11 protein-coding genes are annotated in these 21,441 nt (G+C 71.1%); 3 read left to right on the top strand and 8 right to left on the bottom strand.

Features of this window, described 5'->3' with window-relative positions; translation table 11 throughout:
- Nucleotides 1-18: 18 nt before the first annotated feature.
- From AC54T2_RS15565 to rimO, 4 genes are all read right to left on the bottom strand, one after another.
- The gene (locus tag AC54T2_RS15565; protein WP_496666620.1) at nucleotides 19-2,349 is read right to left on the bottom strand and encodes a bifunctional metallophosphatase/5'-nucleotidase; all 2,331 of its coding nucleotides are present in this window, start codon (nucleotides 2,347-2,349) and stop codon (nucleotides 19-21) included.
- A gap of 167 nt (nucleotides 2,350-2,516) precedes the next feature.
- Nucleotides 2,517-7,835 (bottom strand): ExeM/NucH family extracellular endonuclease, encoded by a 5,319-nt coding sequence (locus AC54T2_RS15570; protein ID WP_496666621.1) that lies wholly within the window; start codon nucleotides 7,833-7,835, stop codon nucleotides 2,517-2,519.
- A 141-nt stretch (nucleotides 7,836-7,976) separates the two neighbouring features.
- Nucleotides 7,977-8,600, bottom strand: coding sequence for a CDP-diacylglycerol--glycerol-3-phosphate 3-phosphatidyltransferase (pgsA, locus tag AC54T2_RS15575; protein ID WP_186341938.1), 624 nt, complete (start codon nucleotides 8,598-8,600; stop codon nucleotides 7,977-7,979).
- The gene (gene rimO / locus AC54T2_RS15580; RefSeq protein ID WP_496666713.1) at nucleotides 8,597-10,048 is read right to left on the bottom strand and encodes a 30S ribosomal protein S12 methylthiotransferase RimO; all 1,452 of its coding nucleotides are present in this window, start codon (nucleotides 10,046-10,048) and stop codon (nucleotides 8,597-8,599) included. Before rimO ends, pgsA begins: the two co-directional genes overlap by 4 nt.
- Nucleotides 10,049-10,254: 206 nt before the next feature.
- Here rimO and AC54T2_RS15585 point away from each other — a divergent pair, with 206 nt between their 5' ends.
- Nucleotides 10,255-10,506 (top strand): hypothetical protein, encoded by a 252-nt coding sequence (locus tag AC54T2_RS15585; RefSeq protein ID WP_186341936.1) that lies wholly within the window; start codon nucleotides 10,255-10,257, stop codon nucleotides 10,504-10,506.
- Between the two features lie 5 nt (nucleotides 10,507-10,511).
- On the opposite strand, the gene AC54T2_RS15590 is transcribed toward AC54T2_RS15585, so the two are convergent.
- Nucleotides 10,512-12,230, bottom strand: a complete 1,719-nt coding sequence (locus tag AC54T2_RS15590; protein ID WP_496666622.1) for a helix-turn-helix domain-containing protein — start codon at nucleotides 12,228-12,230, stop codon at nucleotides 10,512-10,514.
- Nucleotides 12,230-14,869 carry an FtsK/SpoIIIE family DNA translocase gene (locus AC54T2_RS15595; protein ID WP_496666623.1) on the bottom strand — a complete coding sequence of 880 codons (2,640 nt, stop codon included), beginning with the start codon at nucleotides 14,867-14,869 and terminating at the stop codon, nucleotides 12,230-12,232. Before AC54T2_RS15595 ends, AC54T2_RS15590 begins: the two co-directional genes overlap by 1 nt.
- Before the next feature lie 220 nt (nucleotides 14,870-15,089).
- Between AC54T2_RS15595 and AC54T2_RS15600 the strand changes: the two genes are divergently transcribed.
- Complete coding sequence (locus AC54T2_RS15600; protein WP_489976144.1) at nucleotides 15,090-18,512, top strand: M4 family metallopeptidase; 3,423 nt, start codon at nucleotides 15,090-15,092, stop codon at nucleotides 18,510-18,512.
- A gap of 83 nt (nucleotides 18,513-18,595) precedes the next feature.
- Here AC54T2_RS15600 and AC54T2_RS15605 read toward each other — a convergent pair whose 3' ends face one another.
- Nucleotides 18,596-19,465 carry a M56 family metallopeptidase gene (locus AC54T2_RS15605; RefSeq protein WP_186341933.1) on the bottom strand — a complete coding sequence of 290 codons (870 nt, stop codon included), beginning with the start codon at nucleotides 19,463-19,465 and terminating at the stop codon, nucleotides 18,596-18,598.
- Between the two features lie 12 nt (nucleotides 19,466-19,477).
- On the bottom strand, nucleotides 19,478-19,873 hold the full coding sequence (locus AC54T2_RS15610; protein WP_496666624.1) for a BlaI/MecI/CopY family transcriptional regulator: 396 nt from the start codon (nucleotides 19,871-19,873) through the stop codon (nucleotides 19,478-19,480).
- Nucleotides 19,874-19,963: 90 nt separating this feature from the next.
- Here AC54T2_RS15610 and AC54T2_RS15615 point away from each other — a divergent pair, with 90 nt between their 5' ends.
- A complete protein-coding gene (locus AC54T2_RS15615) occupies nucleotides 19,964-21,412 on the top strand; it encodes a cytochrome ubiquinol oxidase subunit I (protein WP_186341931.1) in 1,449 nt (482 codons plus the stop codon).
- The last annotated feature ends 29 nt before the right edge of the window (nucleotides 21,413-21,441 follow it).

Below are 21,441 nucleotides of genomic sequence, written 5' to 3' on the forward strand. Positions count from 1 at the left end.
GCCGGGACAGGTGGACCGTCAGCTGCGACGGACCTTGACCGTGACGACCTCCCGGGCGCCGCGGACCTTGCGGCTCCCGGCGTACTTCACCACGATCTTCTTCGTGCCGGCCTTGGCGAACCGGTCGAGGCGGACGAACGCCTTGCCCTTCTTGAGCTTGACCGTGTACTTCTTGCCGCCGGCCTTGACCACGACCTTGCCGGTGACGCCGGCGATGCCGAGCGAGGAGGCCTTGATCTTGAGCCGGGTGCGGGTCTCGCCGCGGACGACGCGTCCGGGCTTGGTGCGGACCTTGAGCGCGCCCTTGGCCTTGCGGACGTCGATCGGCAGCGAGAACGACGTGCCGGTGGTCGGCCCGGTGAAGGTGATCAGCTGCTTGCCGGTCTTGACCTTGCCCTTGAGCTTCACCGAGACCGCGGCGGTGCCGTAGTCGTCGTAGACGGCGGTGCCGAGGGTGTTGTTGACGGCCTGCGCGTCGAGCGCCTTGTCGCCGACCTTGACGTCGAGCTTGGCGTCCTTGGGGTCGGTGGGACCGGTCATCGCCAGCGACGACAGCGCGAGCTCCACCTTCTGGCCGAGCCGGTAGAAGCGCGGGGCGCCTGCCGGCCAGGTGACGTTGACGTGCTGCTGGTTGGTGTTCACGGCCAGCGGGGCCTTGGCGGCGAACTGGGCCATGTAGTCGACCATGGCCTGCAGGTCGACCTTGCCGGTGTCGCGCTTGGCCGTGGCCTGGTTGAAGGCGCGGAAGTTGTCGCCACCGCCCGCGAGGAACGAGTTGGCCGTCACCGAGTACTGCGTGGCGGGCTCGATCAGCTTGCCGTCGAGCCACATGCCGGTGACGCGGTCACCCTCGGCACGGGTGGGGTCGTAGGTGGCGAAGAAGCCCTTCGACACGCCCAGGCGCAGGAACGGCCGGGTCGGGACCGGGCCACCCGGGTTGGTCTGCCACTGCTGCTCGAGCAGCGTCTTGATCTGCGCGCCCGTCATCTTCATGTTGACCAGCGTGTTGGCGAACGACTGGACGTTGGCCGCCTGCTTGTAGGTCAGCTTGGCGGGGAAGCCGCCGGCCACGCCGCGCATGTCGTCGCGCAGGCCGCCGGGGTTCATGAACGCGATCTGCGCCGCTCCCGCCTCGGGCGTGGACGTGGCCCAGCGCTGGACCTCGGCGACCAGGTTGCTGAGGGTGGACTCGCCGCCCCGGTTCTCGGTGCCGCTCGCCAGGCGTGCCCGGTCGAACGCCCCCGCGACGGAGCCGAGCTCGGCGGCGCCGAGCACGTTGCCACGGGCGACGGCGGCGTCGACGGTCTGCTTGACCTCGGCCTTCAGGTCGATCGCGGCCTGCGCGGTGAGCGCGAGCGTGCCGGCTGCGACGACCTCCTGGCTCACGACGCTGACCGCGTCGGTGTCGGGGTCGACGCTGAAGACCAGCTTGTTGAGGTTGGTGCCGTACTGACCGGCCGAGACGACCGGGCGACCGTTGATCGTGTGGTTGTAGGCCAGGTGCGTGTGACCGGAGATGATCGCGCTGACGTCGTTGTCGACCCCGTTGACGATCCGGCCGAACGCGTTGTCGTTGCTCTGGGCGTCGGCCAGCTTGGTCGTCGGAGCGCCCTCGTGGACGAGCAGGATGACGAGGTCGGCGCCGTCCGCCTTGAGCGCGTCGGCCGCGGCGTTGGTCTCGGCGATGATGCTGCTCACCTTGACGTCGGCGATGCCGGTGGGGCTCACGAGCGAGGACAGCTCCTCGGTGACGCCGCCGATGAAGCCGACCTTCACGCCGCCGACGGTCGTGGTCCAGGTGCCGCCGTCGGAGGCGTCGGCCGGGTCGGGCGTACGCGCGGTGATGTCGGGCAGCGCGTAGGAGCTGTCGGACTTCTTGCGGACGTTGGCGGCGATGTACTGCCACGTCGCCCCGCCGTAGGGGTTGCCGGTGGCGTCGAAGGGCGCCATCACGCGGTTGACGAGGTCGGCGTAGCCGCCGTCGAACTCGTGGTTGCCCGCCGCGGACACGTCGAGGCCGGCCGCGTTGAGGGCGTCGAGGGTGGGCTTGTCCTTCTGGATGAAGGAGTCGAAGGTCGAGGCGCCGATGAGGTCTCCGCCGGCGGCGAAGACGGTCGGGCCCGAGTGGTCGGCCTCGAGCTGGGCGACGGCGCCGGCGAACTGGGCGGCACCCGCCTCGGCGCCGTTGGCGAGCAGTCGACCGTGGAAGTCGTTGGTGGCGAGGATCTGGACGTCCGTCGGCACGGCGTTGGCCGGGGCGGCGGTGGCGACGACCGCGAGCGGTGCTGCGAGCAGCGCCGTCAGGGATGTCGCGAGGGCGAATCTGCGACCGGTTCGTGATGCTGGCACGAGTGGGTGGCCTTTCATCAGGGTGGGTGGGGGCACACCCTAACCCGCTCGCACGGCGGCTGACCGGCGAAGAACGAACCCGCTGTGGACATCTCCCGGCCCGGGCACGACAGCGGCCCCCGGCCTGCCGTAGCAGGGCGGGGGCCGCCGGTGGCCGAGGTGTCAGGTCAGCGCCTGATCCTCACCTTGACCACCGTCTTGTCGCGCTTGACCGTGTCGTCACCGAGGTAACGCACGACCACCTTCTTGGTGCCGGGACGGTTGAAGGCGGGGAGCTTGACCATGGCCTTGCCGTCCTTGACCTTGAACCGGAACACCTTCTTCGAGCCCTTGACGTTGACCTTGATCCAGCCGGTGGCCCTCTCGTCGCCGGCCTTGACCCGCACGGTGAACCGCACCTTCTTGCCGACCGTGCCCTTGGCGTCGCGCACCTTGAGGGTCGGGTCCACCTTCGTCGGCTCCGTGGTCGTCGGGACCGGTGCGTCCTTGGCGGTCACCGTGACGGTCACGGTGCCCTTCGAGGACGCGTGACGGTCGTCGCCGGTGTAGCCGATCGGCAGCCGGTGCACGCCGACCGGCAGGGCGCCGGCGGCGATCGCGATCGAGGCCTTCCCACCGACCAGCGTGGCGTCCAGCGTCATCTGCCCGAGGCCGAGGACGACCTGGCCGGTGGCGCTGCTGGGCGTGACCGCGACAGGGATCGATCCCGCGGAGCCGTCCTTGATGGTCACGTCGGTGGCCACCACGGTCGTCTCGATGCAGTCGACCTCGATCGGAACGAGCACAGTCGTGCCGGTCTTGTCACCGGTCAACGTCAACGTCTCGCCACTCGCGCAGTCGGGCAGCACGACGTCGACCGAGGCAGTGCCGGTCTCGTCGAAGCCCGGCAGCGCCGCCTGGACGGCCGTGGTCACCGGCGTCGTGCCGAGGACCTGGTCGCCGAGCGCGATCTCGAGCTCGGTGTCGGTCAGGTCGCCCGGACCGCTCATCGAGAGCGAGGACACGCTGAACTCGACGTCGTCGCCCGGAGCGTACGACGCCGGCGCCTGCGCCGGGAACGTGACGTTGACAGCGCGCTGCGAGTAGTCCACCGGCAAGGGCTGGTCGCCCGCGTCGGTGTCGGCGAACTCGGCCATGTACTCGACCATCGCGGCCAGGTCCACCTTGCCGGTGTCCTGCTTGCCCGTCGCCTGGTTGAACGCGCCGAAGTTGTCGCCGCCTCCTGCCAGGAACGAGTTGGCCGTCACCGAGTACGACGTGGTCGCATCGACCGGCTCACCGTCGAGCCACATGGCCGTGATGCGGGATCCCGCGGGCTTCGTGGCGTCGTAGGTGTAGGTGAAGCCCTCGGAGACGCCGAGTCGCAGGAACGGCCGGCTCGCGCCGGTCGGCTGCCACTGCTGCTCGAGGACGTCCTTGATCTGGGCACCGGTCATGTCCATGTTCACCAGGGTGTTGGCGAACGACTGGACGTTGGCCGCCTGGCGATAGGTCAGCGTGCGCGGGAATTCGCCCGACACGCCGACCATGTCGTCACGCATGCCGCCAGGGTTCATGAACGCGATCTGTGCGCCTCCCACTGTGGCGGGCGTCGCCCAGCGCTGCACCTCGGCCACCAGGTTGCCCAGGGTGGACTCGTTGCCGCGGTTCTCGGTCGTGCCGTTGGCCAGCTTGGACCGGTAGAACGGGCCGTTGATCTTGCCCAGCTCCTCCGCGCCGAGGGTGTCGGCCGCGTCGACGGCCGCGTCGACGATCGCCTTGGTCGGGGCATCGACGGGGTAGAGAGCCGCACCCGTGCCGTTCTCCAGGTCGAGCAGGGTCTGCGTCACGGCCTCCACCTCGCCGGTGGCGGGGTCGACCTCGAACAGCAGCTGGTTGAGGCGCGTGCCGTACTGACCGGCGGAGACCACCGGCCGCTCGGTCACCTCGCGGTCCGCCCAGCCCGCAACCGGGAAGGAGCAGTTGTAGGCGAGGTGGGTGTGGCCCGAGACGATGGCGTCGACGTTGTCGTTGACGCTGGTGATGATCGAGCCGAAGTCCGAGGCCGGGTCGTCGTCCATGGTGGCGCACGCGGTGCTCGGAGCACCCTCGTGGACCAGCAGGACGATCACGTCGACGCCGTCGGCCCGCAGGGCGTCGGCCTCGCGGTTGGTGGCGGTGACGATGTCCTCGATCTCGACGCCCTCGATGCCGGCCGGGGAGACCAGCTCGTCGAGGTGCTCGGTGACCGCGCCGATGAAGCCGACCTGGACGCCGTCCATCTCCTTGACGAACGTCGGCTCGAGCAGGTCCTCGGCGGCAGCGCCGGGCTTGTCGACGTTGGCGCCGATGTACTCCCAGTCGGCGAGCGGGATCACCCGGTCGACGAGGTCGGCGTAGCCGGCGTCGAACTCGTGGTTGCCGACCGCGGAGACCTCGAGGCCCGCCTCGTTGAGCGCGTCGATCGTCGGGACGTCCTTCTGGATGAAGGACTCGAACGTCGAGGCGCCGATGAGGTCACCGGCCGCGGCGAACACCGTGTTGGGCCGCTGCCCCCGCAGCTGCTTCACGGCACCGGACAGCACCGCTGCGCCGGCGTCGTTGGGGAACGGGGCGCCGGTGCTGTTGAGCAGGCGACCGTGGAAGTCGTTGGTGCCGAGCACCTGGATCTCCACCGGCCCGTCCGCGGCGGGCGCCGTGTCGATGCCCACGATCTCCGGGTTGTGGTCGGAGGAGCGGTACGGGTTGGCCACGTAGAGGTTGGTGACGTTGGTGTTGAAGCGCGCGTACTCGTAGTAGACCGACTCGTAGGCGTTGATGTCCCACACGTCGACGCCCTCGACGGTCGCGAGCGCCGCCTCGTTGGCGAGCACGTGGTCGAGCGAGCCGACCATGCCGTCGAAGTTGTAGCTCTCCTCGCCCTCAGTGTCGGAGTCGAGGTTGGTGTAGCCGGCCGCCTCGAGGACCTGGATCGGGTCCTCCTCGGAGTAGGCGTTGAAGTCGCCCGCCAGGAAGACGCGCGAGATGCCCCGAGCGGTCTTGAACTCGTTGGTGAACGTCACGAGCGCGTTGGCCTGCAGGATCCGACGGTCGTTGGCGTTGCCCTGACCGTTGGGATCTGCCGTGCCGGAGCCCTTGGACTTGAAGTGGTTGACGATGACGGCGAAGGCGTCGGCGTCAGCCGTTCCGACCTTCTTGAACGCCTGGGCGACCGGCTCACGGGCGTCGGCGAAGGCCTCGGTGCCCGTGGAGAGGTCGGCCAGGACGTCGGACGCCCCGACCAGCGCGACGTTGGCCGGCTGGTAGATGAATCCGTTGCGGATCACGTCCTGCTCGCTGAGCGGGGGCAGCTCGCTCGCCGCGGGCGACGGCACCGCGGCCCAGGTGCCCGCGCCGGCGGCCGCGTTGAGGGCGTCGACGAGCTTGTTGATCGCGAAGTCACGGTCCTTGCCGAACTGGACCGAGTTCTCGAGCTCCTCGAGCGAGACGATGTCGGCGTCGGCGGTGTTGATCGCCGCGACGATCTTGTCCCGCTGCCTGACGAGGTTCGCCTCGTTGGCCGCCCCGCGAGGTCCGTTGGGGTTGCACTGGTTGTTGCTGATGGGAGCGCCGCTGCGGTCGTTGTAGTAGGTGCACGTGCCCAGGCCCGAGCTCACGAACTCCGCGCCCGTGGTCGGGAAGAAGTTGAGCACGTTGAACGTGGCGAGCTTCAGGTCGCCGCCCACCTCCTCGGGAGCCGAGGGACGCGTCTGGCTGAAGTTGATCGTTCCGGTCGGGTCGCCGACGACCTGCGACTGGGGCAGGACGCGCCAGGCGTTGAAGCCGTAGGTGAACACGACGGGCTTGGGGAACGTGATCGCCGATCCCACGCGGACGCTGTGGGTGTCGGTGAACCACGGGAAGGGCTTGTCGTTGTTCTGCGTCGTGGAGAAGGTCCACGACGAGCCGTCGTCGAGGATGATCCGGTGCGCGTCGTTGTAGCGCTTGCGCTCGGCGACCTGAGCGGTGGCCTGCGCGTCGATGATCTCGGTCGGGGCGACGAGCGGCTCGGCGCTGTTGGCCACGACGCCGAGCTCGCCGCGGAAGGCGGTGGAGTTCGAGCCGTCGTTGTAGTAGGGGCCACCGTCGTAGACGTCGGTCGCGGTCCACGGGGCGGTCGGCTGGAAGAGCTCACCCTCGGCGAGCTCGCGGGCCTGGTCGAGCGCGGTGCCGGTGAGGCAGCTCGTGCCCGGCAGCGCGCAGTCGGTGCCGGGGATCACGGTCTTCGGCGTCACCGTGCCGAGCGAGGCGATCGAGGTCACGCCCGAGTCGGTGGCGACGATCTGGGTGGCCCCGGAGAACTCGGCGGCCTGGCCGGTCACCTTGACCGAGTCGCCCACGGCCGGGTAGCTCGCGAAGCCGGACGTGCCGCCATAGACGAACACGGCGTCGGACGCGTCAGGGGTGTCGGCACCCGGGGTCTGGATGTAGAAGCCGTTGAGGCCGCCCGCCGGGTACGACGCCGTGACGACGCCCTGGGTGGTGACGGTCTGGCCGTCGAGCGGGGTCGCCGCCCCGGTGCCCTGGATCTGGGCGATCGGGGTGACCGCGCCGGCTGCGGGCGTCACGGAGATGGTGAACGTCGTGGAGCCGGAGTCCTCATCGGCGTCGGTCGCCGTGACAGTCACCGAGGAGTTGCCGGTCGTCGCCGGCGTGCCGGAGACCTCGCCCGACGTGGAGCTGATCGAGAGCCCGGCGGGCAGGCCCGTCGCGGACCACGTGTACGGCGTCGCGCCGCCCGTCGCGGTGACGGTGAACGGCGTGATCGGCTCGCCGACCACGAAGGACTTGTTGGTCACGGTGGCGACAGCCGGGCCGGTGACCGGGCCGGCCGCGGACGCGGTCGGCGACGGTCCGGCGGTGGTGAAGTCCGCGCTGTTGTTGTCGGTGTCCTGGTTCCGGTTGAGCGACACGGTGGCCGACGCAGGTGCGCTGGTGGCGGCCGTCTCGAAGCTCGTCGCACCCGTCGTACCGACCATGTCGAGGATGCCCGGGGCGCCCGCGAGGTTGCCGGCAGTCGTGTTGGGGATGACCGAGGGGATGGTCGCGAGGATGACCTGACCACCCGCGCCAGCCATGCCGATGACCGGGCTGGCGGTCTGGTCAGGGGCCGGTAGCGCATCTCCCACCGCACCCACCCCAGACATCTGGACGAGCCACGTGCCACCCGCGGGGACGCTGCCACTCAGGGCGACCGGGTTGCCCCCGGAGTTGCCGGTGGCAGCGCGGTAGTGCAGGTACTTGCCCGCCAAGCTGATCGGGGCGGCCGTCGGGTTTCGCAGCTCGACGAAGTCTGCGTTGTAGACGGCGCCGGTGTTGCCGCCGGCGCCATAGACCTCGCTGATGACGAGGTCGGTGCCGGCAGGGTTGGCGGTTGCTGCTGCGATCGGGGTGAGTCCGGCGGCCAGGACGGCCAGACCCGCTCCCACCGCGATACGACGCGGTGAGGGGAGCGCGGGTGTGCGCATAGGTGCTCCGAATGTTCGGCTGGATGTGTCCGACGCATCTTCGCCTACGGCGGCCCGGAATCCGTTCCGCCCCTCGGGGCAATTCGTGCGAGTGTTGCCAAAACTTCACCGGCGGGTTGGTGATCGCGCGCAACCGCCGTCTCAGGCGCCTCGCGAGCCCCTCTGGCGCCTCACGTCACGGAAGAACTCGTACCCCGACCACATCGTCATGACGACCGCGGCGGCCAGCGTCGCCTGGGCGAGGTAGAAGACCACCTCGCCGAGCGGGCCGGGCCAGAAGTCGAAGGCCCCGCCGTGCGCGTCACCGTGCGGCAGCGGCATGATCAGGCCGGACAGGGCGACGGCCTGCAGCACCGTCTTGATCTTGCCGCTCTGCGCGGCGGGGATGACGACGTCCTTGAGGACCGACAGGCGCAGCAGCGTCACGCTCCACTCGCGCAGCAGCACCAGGATCGTGACCCACCACCAGACGTCGCCCACGACCGACAGCCCGATGAGGGCCATGCCGGTGATCGCCTTGTCGGCGATGGGGTCGGCGATCTTGCCGAAGTCGGTGATGAGGTTGTGCTTGCGCGCGAGGTCGCCGTCGATCTTGTCGGTGATCATGGCGACGGCGAACAGGCCGAACGCGACCCAGCGCCAGAGCGGGTCGTTGCCGCCGTCGTGCAGCAGCGCCCACCCGAAGAAGGGCACCATCACGATGCGCAGCGTCGTGAGCACGTTGGCGATGTTGAAGTTGGACGCCTGCTGGTGCTGGGTCGTCATGCGGCTGCCCCGTCCACCCGTGCGACGAGGTCGACGCCGTCGGTGCCGGTGACGGTGGCGCTCACCAGGTCGCCGACCCGGGCGTTGCCGGCGCCGGTCAGCAGGGTCGTGCCGTCCACCTCGGGGCCCTGGTGCGCGGCGCGTCCCTCGATCACGCCGTCCTCGACGGACTCGACGAGGACCACGACCCGCTCGCCGACGCGCTCCTCGGCCCGCTGGGAGTTGAGCTCCTCCACGAGCGCGGTGACGTGCTCGGTGCGGGCCCGGATCTCGTCCTCGTCGAGCTTGAGGTCGTCGGCGAACCCGGCCGCCTCGGTGCCGTCCTCGTCGGAGTAGCCGAAGACGCCGGTGACGTCCATGCGCGCGGCCTCGAGGAAGTCGCACAGGGCCTGCAGGTCGTCCTCGGTCTCCCCCGGGAAGCCCACGATGACGTTGGACCGAACGCCCGCCTCCGGGGCCAGCGAGCGGATCCGCTCGAGCAGGCCGAGGAAGCTCTCGGGGTCGCCGAAGCGGCGCATCCGTCGCAGCACCGCGGCGCTGGCGTGCTGGAACGACAGGTCGAAGTAGGGCACCACTCCGGGGGTGGAGGCGATCGCCTCGATGAGGCCCGGCCGGGTCTCCGCGGGCTGCAGGTAGGACACCCGGACGCGCTCGATGCCGTCGATGGCGCTCAGCTCGGGCAGCAGGGTCTCCAGCAGCCGGAGGTCACCGAGGTCCTTGCCGTAGGACGTGGAGTTCTCGCTGACGAGGAACAGCTCCTTGACGCCCTGGGTGGCCAGCCACTGGCCCTCCTGCAGGACGTCGCTGGGACGACGGCTCAGGAAGGACCCGCGGAAGCTGGGGATCGCGCAGAACGAGCAGCGCCGGTCGCAGCCGCTGGCCAGCTTGAGCGGCGCCATCGGGCCGGCGTCGAGGCGACGGCGTACGGCGCGCGGGCCGGTGGCGGGCGCACCGGCACCGATCTCACCCACCTCCGCGACCACGTCGTGGCCGGGCACCGACACCGCTGCGGCGTCGCGCTCGACCGGCGAGATGGGCAGGAGCCGGCGCCGGTCGGAGGGGGTGTGCGGGTGGTGGGTCTCCCCCGCCACGATCGCGCGCAGCCGCGCGGCGATGTCGGGGTAGTCGTCGAAGCCGAGCACCGCGTCGGCCTCGGGCAGCGACTCGGCGAGGTCCTTGCCGTACCTCTCGGCCAGGCAGCCGACGGCCACCACGGCCTGCGCCCGGCCGCCGTGCCCGGCCGACGCCTTGAGGTCAGCGGCCTCGAGCAGCGTGTCGACCGAGTCCTTCTTGGCCGCCTCGACGAAGCCGCACGTGTTGACCACGACGGTGTCGGCCTCCTCGGCGTCGTCGACGAGCACGAAGCCGCCCGCCTCGAGCCGTCCGGCGAGCTCCTCGGAGTCGACCTCGTTGCGGGCGCAGCCCAGCGTGACGACGGCGACCTGCAGCGGGGCCGGCAGGGCGTCGGTCAGGATCTCGGTTTCAGTGGTGGTCATCGCACCCGTGAGTATGACGGGTCCAGGCCCGCGACCCCGCACCGCCGAGGCGTGAGGGCCGCCACGCGCGCCCCTGAGACGCACCCCTCACCGTTCATCCGTTGGGGCGTCACGCACCCCCCGGGATCAACCGTCGTCACCGGGGGTACTGCACCGGCATGGAGTTCACCACCATCAGAGGAGACCTCGGGGCGCCCCTCGAGGACGTCGCGCAGGAGGCCGTGGACGCCACGGCCGCGACGTACGCCCGCACGCCGGGAGTCGACGTGGCGGCGACGCTGCGCGAGCACCTGCGCGGGCGAGGCATCGACACCACCGACGCGACCGTCGAGCAGCTCGCCGAGGCGATCCGCGCCGGCCGCGAGGTGCGGCTCGGCCGGCACGACGGCTCGGTCGACCCGCACCCCTGACCGGGTCAGTCGGCGACGAACGTCCCCTGGCCGGCGACACCCGGCTCGCCCACCGGGCGGGGGTCGCCGCCGGCGAGCGACACGGTCACGGCGCCGTCGGTCGAGTCGACCCGCACCGGCGGGGAGGCCTTGAGCTCGCGGCTCCCGCCGACGGCGAGGTTGCCCTTGAAGACCTGCTCCCCCGCGCCGTCGCGCACCACGACGCGCGCACCACCCGACGCGGCGGTGATGACGACAGCGACCGGCTCGGCCACGGGCGCGTTGCCCGCGCCCTGCGGGCCGCCCGAGCCGTTGAGCACCGGTGTCGTGCTGCGCAGCTCCGGCGGGGTGTCCATGACCAGGCGCGCGATCGACCAGGCCAGCACGAGGGCCATCACCACGGCGACGAGCACCGACCAGTTGGGTCCGCCGCGGGTGCCGCGGATCGAGCCGTGCGCGCCCGTGGCCAGCTCGGCCTCGAACACCCGGCGCGGGTTGATGGGCGCGTGGGCATAGCGCTCGTCGTAGGACGCCAGCAGGGGCGCGACGTCGATGCCCAGCACGCGGGCGAGGGTGCGCAGGTGGCCGCGGGCGTAGAAGTCGCCGCCGCACGGCTCGAAGTCGTCGACCTCGACCGCCTCGATGACGTGGGGGCGGATCCGGGTGCGCTCGGCCAGCTGGTCGACCGTGAGCCCCAGCCGGGTGCGCGCCGCCGCCAGCTCCGGGCCGATGACCGGGTCCTCGGCGGGCTCCACCTCGAAGTCGTCGAGCACCAACGGCTCGACCGGCTCACCGGGCCGCGCGATGGCCCGGACGCGGTCGCCCCACGACTGGGTCTCCTCCACCAGGCTCACCCGTCCCGGCCGGCGCAGCTCGCGTCCCTCGAGCTCGTCGTCCTCGGCCGTGACGATGTCGCGCCGCACCTCCGAGCGCCGGGCGGCACCGGTCTCGCGCAACGCCACCGGGGTGGGGCTCGCCACGACCGGCGACGCGACGTGCTCGGCAGGCTCGACCGGCTGGACGACCTCGGCGGGCTCGACGGCCTCGGCGGGCTCGACCACCTCGCCCTCCACGACCTCGTGCTCGGCGTGCTCGGCGGCGTCCGCCGACCCGGGGAGCTCCGCGTGCTCGGGCGCCTCGGGCTCGAGGACGACGATCTGGCTGCTGTCGCGGGCGACCCGGCCGAGCGCATCGGCGAGGTCACCCGCGGTGCCCGTGACGTGGGTGGAGAGCCCGAGCGGCACGGCGAACGGCGCCCCGTGGAGCAGCCGCGACAGGCTGGTGTGGCGCCGGCCGGCGCGGGTCAGCTCGGCCTCGACCAGCTCGGGGTTGTGGGGCACGACGACGAGCCGGCCGTCGCGGAGCAGGCCGCGGCGCGGCGTGTGCTCGACGTGGTGCACCGCCGACCAGGGCAGGCCCCGCCAGGTGCGGCCCAGGCGGATCCGGATGCCCTGGGTGTCGGCGACGAGGAGCGGCGTGCGGGCGTCGACGAGGCCGGCGAGCCAGTAGGCGCCCAGCAGGCCCATCGCGACCACGAACGCCCAGTCGAGCGCCGAGCCGCTCTGCGTGGCGCGCGCCAGGTAGGCGATGGCGACCGCGGACGCGGTCAGTCCGACGCCCGCGGCGACGGCCGCGCTGCGGCGTACCTCCACCGCGTCCGGTGCGACCGCGAGCCCTCCGGGCTCACCGGTCGCGGCATGGTTGTCGTCCTCGTGCACTGCTGCCTGCATCGACGTGGCGCCCATCAGGCTCCCCCCTCCAACGTGGCGATCACGGAATCGATCTCGTCCGGCTTGACCAGGACGTCACGCGCCTTCGAGCCCTCGCTCGGCCCGACGACCCCGCGGCTCTCCAGGATGTCCATCAGCCGGCCGGCCTTGGCGAACCCGACGCGCAGCTTGCGCTGGAGCATCGAGGTGGAGCCGAACTGCGTGGAGACGACCAGCTCGATGGCCTGCACCACGAGCTCCATGTCGTCGCCGATGTCGTCGTCGAGCTCGCGCTTGGACTCCTTCGGCGCCGTCACGTCCTCGACGTAGGTCGGCTCGAGCTGGTCCTTGCAGTGCTTGACGACCTGGTGGATCTCGGCCTCGGTGACCCACGAGCCCTGGACGCGCACCGGCTTGGACGCGCCCATCGGCAGGAAGAGGCCGTCACCCTGACCGACGAGCTTCTCCGCACCCGGCTGGTCGAGGATGACCCGGCTGTCGCCGAGCGAGCTCGTCGCGAACGCGAGTCGCGAGGGGACGTTGGCCTTGATCAGGCCGGTCACCACGTCGACCGACGGGCGCTGCGTCGCGAGCACCAGGTGGATGCCGGCGGCGCGGGCGAGCTGGGTGATGCGCACGACCGAGTCCTCGACGTCGCGTGGCGAGACCATCATCAGGTCGGCGAGCTCGTCGACGATCACGAGCAGGTAGGGGTAGGGGGTGAGCGTGCGCTCGCTGCCCGCCGGCACCTCGACCTTGCCGGCGCGCACCGCCTTGTTGAAGTCGTCGATGTGGCGGAACCCGAAGTTGGCCAGGTCGTCGTAGCGCATGTCCATCTCGCGCACGACCCACGCCAGCGCCTCGGCGGCCTTCTTGGGGTTGGTGATGATCGGCGTGATCAGGTGCGGCACGCCCTCGTAGGCGTTGAGCTCCACCCGCTTGGGGTCGACCATGATCATCCGCACCTCGTCGGGCGTGGCCCGCATCAGGATCGAGGTGATCAGCGAGTTGATGAACGACGACTTTCCCGAGCCGGTCGCGCCGGCGACCAGCAGGTGCGGCATCTTCGCCATGTTGGCCACGACGAAGCCGCCCTCGACGTCCTTGCCGAGCCCGGCCACCATCGGGTGGTGGTCGGCCCGGGCCGTGCCGGAGCGCAGCACGTCGCCCAGGGACACGATCTCCTTGTCGACGTTGGGGATCTCGATGCCGATGGCCGACTTGCCGGGGATCGGGCTGAGGATGCGGACATCGGCCGAGGCGACGGCGTAGGCGATGTTCTTCGACAGCGCGGTGACCTTCTCCACCTTCACCGCCGGGCCGAGCTCGACCTCGTAGCGGGTGACCGTCGGGCCACGGGTGTAGCCGGTGACGGTGGCGTCGATGCCGAACTCGTCCATCACCTGCATCAGCCGCTCGACGACCGCGTCGCTGGCCTTGGAGCGCGCCTTGTGCGGCGAGCCCGGCTTGAGCGCCGAGTTGTCGGGCAGCGAGTAGGTGATGTCGCCCGAGAGCGCGAGCTGCTCCACGCGGGCCGGGAGGGGCGTGTGGGGTGGCGGCTCGAGGGTGCCGGTGTCGTCCCTGCCAGCCCCCGCGACGGCCGGGGTGACCTCGGTGGGCGCGTCGCCCGAGAGGTCGGGGTCGGCGAACAGGTCGATGCCGTAGTCCTCCATCGGCTCGGCGTCCTTCTTGCGCCGACGCTTGGAGAGCTCGCGGTCGGCGAGCACCGGGCTGTCGTAGGCGGGATCGCCCATGTCGGGGTCGACCCCGTCGTCGAGCGCGGAGCGCCGGCGCGCGCGCACCGGCTTGGTCGGCTCCTCCGACCCCGGCTCGGGGGCCGGGGTGCGGCCCAGGGCCCGGTCGCGCAGCGCGGCGAGCCTCGCCGGCACCTGGTAGACGGGGGTCGCGGTGATGATGAGGACCCCGAAGACGGCGAGCAGCGTCAGCAGCGGCACCACGACGTACGTCGTCTGCATGAGGTCGAGCAGCAGGCTCGAGGTGACGTAGCCGATCGCGCCCCCGGCCTCCTGGAGGTTGGTCGCGTCGCCGAGGACGGGCTGCGGGTTGCCGTTGGCGATGTGGACGATGCCCAGCAGGCCGAGCCCGAACGCGGTCCAGCCGATCACCTGGCGGCCCGCGGGGCCGTTGCGCTCGGGGTCGCGCAGGGTGCGCCAGCCGGCGTAGACCAGGAACAGCGGCACCAGCCAGCCGACCTTGCCGACCGCGCCGGCGGTCATCGAGCGGGCGACGTCCATGACGCCGCCGGGCAGCTGCCACCACACGGCGGCGGCCGCGACCATCGCGAGGCCGAAGAGGAAGAGCCCGACCCCGTCACGGCGGTGCTCGGGGTCGAGGTCGCGGGCCGACTGCCCGATCGAGCGCGCGACCGCACCGACCGCGTGGGCGGCACCGAGCCACACGGCGGCGACCAGGCGGCCGAGGGCGCCGAACGCCCTCGCCACCGGCCCCGACCCGTTGCGCACCGCGCGGGGCGCGGGCCGCGAGCCGGAGCCTCGTGCGGACGCGCTCGAGCGGCTCCGACCCTTCGCCGAGGAGCGAGGGGCGGGAGGCTTGCTGGTACTCCGTGATCGGGTGCTCGAACCCTTGGTGGTGCGCTTGGATCCAGACGTGCTCGAGCTCCGCGACCCCGGCGGGGAAGACGTACGGGTCGCCATGGTCCGACCCTACGGCCACGTCACACCAGTCACAGGGACCACAGAGGTGCGTGTCGTCCGCCCGGGCCGGGCGGAGCGGAGGACGGGCGGCCCCGGCGCAGACGGGCGGGAATTGCTCACCAAGGGGTCTTCCTGACCGACCGGACGGGCGCTTATGGTGACCCCGATCACCCGGCCGACCGGTGCCGGGGGACGTCTCGTCTCAGGGAAGAAGAACTACGTGAAGCTCCTCAACAGGGGGCTTGCACTCGCCGTCGTGGGCGCCGGCCTGGCCGCCGTCCCCACGCTCGGAGTGCAGGCAACAGCGGCACCGAGTGCCGAACCTTCGCTGCTCTCGCAGCTGCGCGACCAGGCCGAGGGCTCGGTCGCCATCAGCAAGGAAGCCGCCACCGGCAAGGCCGGTTTCGTCCGCACCAACGGTGACCTGCTTCCCGGCAGGGCCGCCCGCGATGCGGCCGGTGCCAGCGCCAAGGCCGACGCCTACCTCGACGAGTTCGCCGGTGTGCTCGGCGCGCGCAGCAGCGAGCTCGAGCAGGTGCGGGTGGACGCCGGCCCGCTCGGCTGGACCGTCACCTACACCCAGGCCTACCAAGGCGTCCCGGTCTTCGGATCGACCCTCAAGGCCAACGTGGACAAGCAGGGCGACCTCACCTCGGTCACCGGCTATGCCGCGCCCGACCTGTCGCTGAGCACCACGCCGGCGACCACCGCCGGCGAGGCCGGCGAGGCCGCGGTCGCGATCGTCAAGGAGTTCCCGCCCACCTCCGCCGACTCCTCTGCCGCCGACACCACCGGCCTGCGCGCGGGCGACGCCGAGCTCGTCGTCTACCGCAAGGGCTCGGTCAAGGGCGAGGACGGCGACGCCGTGCTCGCCTGGCAGGTGGACGTGTCCAACGTGACCGCGAAGGGCGGGAGCGTCCACGACGTCCTGTTCCTCGACGCCACCAGCCTCAAGCCGGTCAACCGCTACTCGCGCATCCACGAGGCGCTCGACCGCGAGCTGCTGACCGTCACCGACGACGGCGGCACCCCTGACGAGGTCAGCGACGACGTGCGCGAGCGGGTGTGGCAGGAGGGCGACCCGTTCCCGGGCGCCCTCGACCAGGACCAGCAGAACCTGCTGATCTCGAGCGAGGAGACCTACAACCTCTACGCGAACATGTTCGGCCGCGACTCCTGGGACGGCGCCGGTGCTCGGATGATCACCGTGCACAACCGCTCGGACCGCTGCCCCAACGCCTCGTGGAACGGCACCTTCGCCAGCTACTGCCCCGGTGTCTACGACGACGACACCGTGGCGCACGAGTGGAGCCACGCCTACACCCAGGAGACCTCCGGGCTGATCTACCAGTGGCAGGCCGGTGCGCTCAACGAGTCGATGTCGGACGTGTTCGGCGAGGTCGTGGACCTGGTCAACAACCGTGAGGACGAGGGTGAGGGCGACCTCTCCGCCAAGCGTCCCGACGGACTGTGCTCCACGCACTCCCCCGCGCTCCCGCAGCTCACGATCAACTCGCCCTCGTCGATCGCGAAGGACTGCCTCACCGGCGGTGCGTCGTTCGGCAGGCCGCTGACGGGCGCGGGCATCAGCGGCGACGTCGCGGCCCCCACCGACGCGGTCGAGGCCGGCGGCGGCACCAACCTCGACGGCTGCTCGCCCTACGACCAGGACGTGACCGGCAAGGTCGTCCTCGTCAACCGCGGCCTGTGCTCCTTCGAGGAGAAGGCCGCGGTCGCCACCGCCGAGGGCGCAGCCGCGCTCATCATCGGCAACCGCGAGGAGGCGCCGCTGGGCATGTCGGGTGCCGACCAGACCCTCGTCAGCACCGTCTCGATCGGTCTCTCCGACCGCGAGTCCATCCGCACCGCCATCGCCTCCGGCTCGACGGTCAACGTCACCATGCGCGACGTGGGCGGCGACCGCTTCGACTCCTACCGCTGGCTGCTGAGCGAGAAGTCGTCGGCGTTCGGCGGTGCCATCCGCGACATGTGGAACCCGACCTGCCACGGCGACCCGGGCAAGGTGTCGGACGCCGAGTACAAGTGCGGCACCGACGACGCCGGCGGCGTGCACAGCAACTCCGGCGTCCCCAACCACGCGTTCGCCCTCGCGGTGGACGGTGGCGCCTACAACGGCCAGACCTCGACCGGTCTCGGTCTCGACAAGGCCGTCAACCTCTGGTGGCGTGCGCAGTCGGCCTACCTGACGCCGACGTCGGACTTCACCGACCTGGCCGACGGCCTCGAGGCGTCCTGCGCCGACCTGACCGGCAAGCCGATCAACAAGATCACCCTGGGTGCCGGCGACGTCCAGCCGGCGGCGCCGATCACGGCCGCCGACTGCGGCGAGCTCGCCAAGGTCATCTCGGCCACGGAGCTCCGCAAGGAGCCGGTGCAGTGCGACTTCCAGCCGCTGCTCGACCCGAGCGCGCCGTCGCTGTGCGGTGACGGCTTCGTCACCGACGTCGCCTGGAGCGAGGACTTCGAGGACGGCCTGGCCGGCTGGACCGCCGGCAAGGAGGTCGTCTACCCGGGCGGCCTCAACGAGCCGTGGGTCTCCACGTCGGTCGAGGGACACCCGGGCAAGGTCGCCTTCGGCCCCGCCCCGGACAAGGGCGAGTGCTCCGGCACGGCCGGCGACTTCTCCAGCCGCGACTCGATCTCCAGCCCGGTGGTCGAGGTCGGTGAGATGCTCCACCCCAAGCTGACCTTCGACCACTCGGTCTCGACCGAGCTCGGCTACGACGGCGGCAACCTCAAGGTGAGCATCAACGGCGGCGCGTTCGAGACGGTCCCGGCGGACGCGTACCTCTACAACGCACCGATCGAGCTCGCCGAGGCGGGCAACACCAACCCGCTGGCCGGGGAGCCGGGCTTCACCGGCACCGACGGTGGCACCCTCAAGTCGGGCTGGGGCACGTCCGTGGTCGACATGGACGCGCTCGGCCTGGTCTCCGGCGACACGATGCAGCTGCGCTTCGACATCGGTCGCGACGGCTGCGGCGGCGTCATCGGCTGGTCGGTCGACAACGTCAAGCTGGTCGACTGCAAGCTGCCGACCAAGGTCGCCGTGGTGCGCAAGCCCGAGCCGAGCACGTTCGGCGAGGCCTCCACGGTGGACGTGACCGTGTCCCGCGACGGCAGCGTCGGCTCGGCCCCCACCGGCACCGTCAAGGTGACCGACGCCGCGGGCAAGGAGCTCGGCACCGCCGAGCTCGGCGCCAACGGCAAGGCCACCGTGGCCCTGCCGGCCGACCTCCCGATCGGCGCCAACGCGCTGACCGCGAGCTACCTCGGCAACCGTACGCAGGCGCCGTCGAAGGCGGCGTTCACCGCGACGGTCGTCGGCGCCTCCTCCACCAAGGCCCGGTCGAAGACCAAGGTCACGGTCAAGCCGAGCAGGCCGAAGGCCGGCACGAAGGTGACCTTCGTCGTCAAGGTCAAGGCCGACGTCAAGGTCACCGGCAAGGTCACGGTCAAGATCGGCGGCAAGAAGTACAAGGCCACGGTCAAGAAGGGCAAGGCCACGGTGTCGATCGCCAAGGGCCTGAAGGCCGGAAAGTACAAGGCGAAGGCGACCTACCTCGGGTCCGACACCGTCAAGCGCAGCACCGACACGGTGAAGTTCACCGTCAGGCGCTGACCGGCATCCAGCAGCACCCAGCAGCACCCAGCACCATCACCGGAGGCCCCGGCGGAGCAGTCCGTCGGGGCCTTCGGCCTGCCTCAGGTCGCGTCGAGGCCGCTCAGCCAGGGCAGGACCACCTGCAGCGTGGGCGCGGCCAGGATCAGCACGGCGAGCAGCGAGACGGCTGCGGCCTGCACCCGGCGCGGACGCGGGTCGCGCAGCACCTCGACCCGGGCCGCGATCGAGCCGCCCGACCCGAGGGCGCCGGCAGGGGCGGGCGTGCCGGCCAGCGTCAGCAGGGCCGAGAGCAGGGCCCGTCGGTGGCCGTCCTGGCACGCTGCCCGGTCGGCGAGCACCTCGACCAGCACCTCCACCTCGTCGCGGGCGGCCGCACTGGCGACCCAGCGCGGGAACGCGCGGTGCAGCACCGTGAACGCCTCGAGCGCCAGGTCGTGGCGTGAGCGCAGGTGGGAGCGCTCGTGCTCGAGGACGGCGGCGAGCTCGGCGGGGGCGAGCCGGGTCAGGGTGGAGTGCGACACCACGATGCGCGAGCCACTCATGCCGGGCACGCAGTAGGCCACCGGCAGGGGGTGCTCGAGCACCGACAGCTCACCGTCACGACGGGCGACCAGGTCGACCCGGTCGCGGTGCTCGCGCCGGATCCGCCGCAAGGAGGTGCCGGTGCGGTGGCCGCTCAGCAGCAGCCTCGCCAGCACCACGAGGGTCATGCCGAGCGCGAGCGCCGCCACGGCGACGTCGCTCCTCGAGGCTCCGGGCCCCCACAGGCAGGCGGTCACCAGGGACAACCCGACACCGAGGGCAGCCAGGACGGCGGCCAGCGCCGTGCTCTGCCACAGCAGCATCGCCGCGGCCGGCGTCCGCCGCAGACGGGTCCAGCGCGACAGGGCCCACGGCAGCGGCCCGGCCAGCAGCACGGCGAGCACGCCGAGGACGAGGGGGGTCGGCATCGACAGGCCCGGTCAGCCGATCTCGTGGAGGGCGCGACGCAGCGCGGCGAGGTCCTCGGGGCTGGCCTCGCCGACGAACGAGACGAGGGCCTGCTCGCGGTCGCGGCTGGTCTCGGGGAGCGCCTCGTGCATCAGCTCGGCCGTCATCGCGGCGCGGGTGAGCCGCGGGGAGTAGCGGAACGCACGACCGTCGCGACGGCGTACGACGACGTCCTTGCGCGCGAGCCGGTCGAGGACGGTCATCACGGTCGTGTAGGCGAGCTCGCGGTCGCGGTGGCTGGTGAGGCGCTCGTGCACCTCGCGCCCGCTCGCGCCCGGAGCGTCCCGGCCGGAGGTGGCGTCGAGGTCCCAGAGCACCTCGAGGACCGCCTGCTCGAGCTCTCCCATCCGGGGGGACCTTGGACTCATGGACAGGAGTCTAGGGGCCCTGTCGGCCCACCTACGACTGACCGTAGTATCTACTACGCTCTGTAGTAATCTTGCGCCGAAAGGGTGCCCATGGACGTCCTCGACATCGCCCGGTGGCAGTTCGGGATCATCACCGTCTACCACTTCCTCTTCGTCCCGTTGACGATCGGGCTCACCGCCGTCATCGCCGGCCTGGAGACCGCCTGGGTGCGCACCGGCAAGGAGGAGTACCTCCGCCTGACCAAGTTCTTCGGCAAGCTCTTCCTGATCAACTTCGCGATCGGCGTCGTCACCGGCATCGTGCAGGAGTTCCAGTTCGGGATGAACTGGTCGGACTACTCACGCTTCGTCGGAGACATCTTCGGCGCCCCGCTGGCCGTGGAGGGCCTGCTGGCCTTCTTCCTCGAGTCGACGTTCCTGGGCCTGTGGATCTTCGGGTGGGACAAGCTCCCCCGCGGCCTGCACGCCGCGTGCATGTGGCTGGTGCACCTCGGCACGCTCGCGTCGGCGTGGTTCATCCTCGCCGCCAACTCGTGGATGCAGCACCCGGTCGGCTACCGGTTCAACCCCGACTCCGGGCGGGCCGAGCTCATCGACTTCTGGGCCGTGATGTTCAACAAGGTCCAGGTCATCACGTTCCCGCACGTGATCCTCGCGGCCTACATGACCGCCGGCACCTTCGTGCTCGGCGTGGCGGCCTACCTCTACATGAAGAAGCGCCACGAGGCCGACCGGCCGATGTACTACGGGGCGATCCGGCTCGGTGCGGCCATCACCCTGCTCGCCGGGCTCGGCGTCGCGATCACCGGCGACGTGCAGGGCAAGGTGATGACCGAGGTCCAGCCGATGAAGATGGCGGCGGCCGAGGGCCTCTACGAGACGAGCGACCGCTGCGCGCCGTTCTCCATCTTCACCGTCGGCACCCCCGACGGGAAGGAGGAGAAGTTCGCCATCACGGTCCCGTGCGTGCTCTCCTTCCTCGCCACCGGCTCCATCGACGGCAAGGTCCAGGGCATCGACCCGCTGAGCGAGGAGTACGTCGAGAAGTACGGCTCCGACCCGACGTCCAAGGCCTACACCGACGGCGACTACACCCCGGTCATCCCGGTGACCTACTGGTCGTTCCGGTTCATGATGGGCCTCGGCGTCTTCGCGGCGGCCGGTGCCGCGCTGATCCTGTGGATGACCCGCAAGGGCCGCCAGCCCCAGGTCCGATGGCTCGGCGCGCTCGGCATCAGCCTGCCCATCGCGACGACGCTGGCCTCGTCCTGGGGGTGGATCTTCACCGAGATGGGTCGCCAGCCCTGGGTCGTGTTCGGGCTGATGACCACCGAGTCCGGGGTGTCGCCGGGAGTCTCGGTCTTCGAGGCGGCGACGTCGCTCATCGTGCTGACGGCGATCTACGCCGTGCTCGCGGTGATCGAGGTCAAGCTGCTCATCACCTACGTGAACAAGGGCGCCGACCCCTACGAGGAGCCGCCCCGCGTCCCGGTCGGCGGCGGCTCCGACGAGGACGCCCCGCTCACCTTCGCCTACTGACCTGCCGACCCTGTTGCCCCGGAGAGAGA

The organism is Nocardioides sp. Z35_8, from assembly GCF_059621125.1.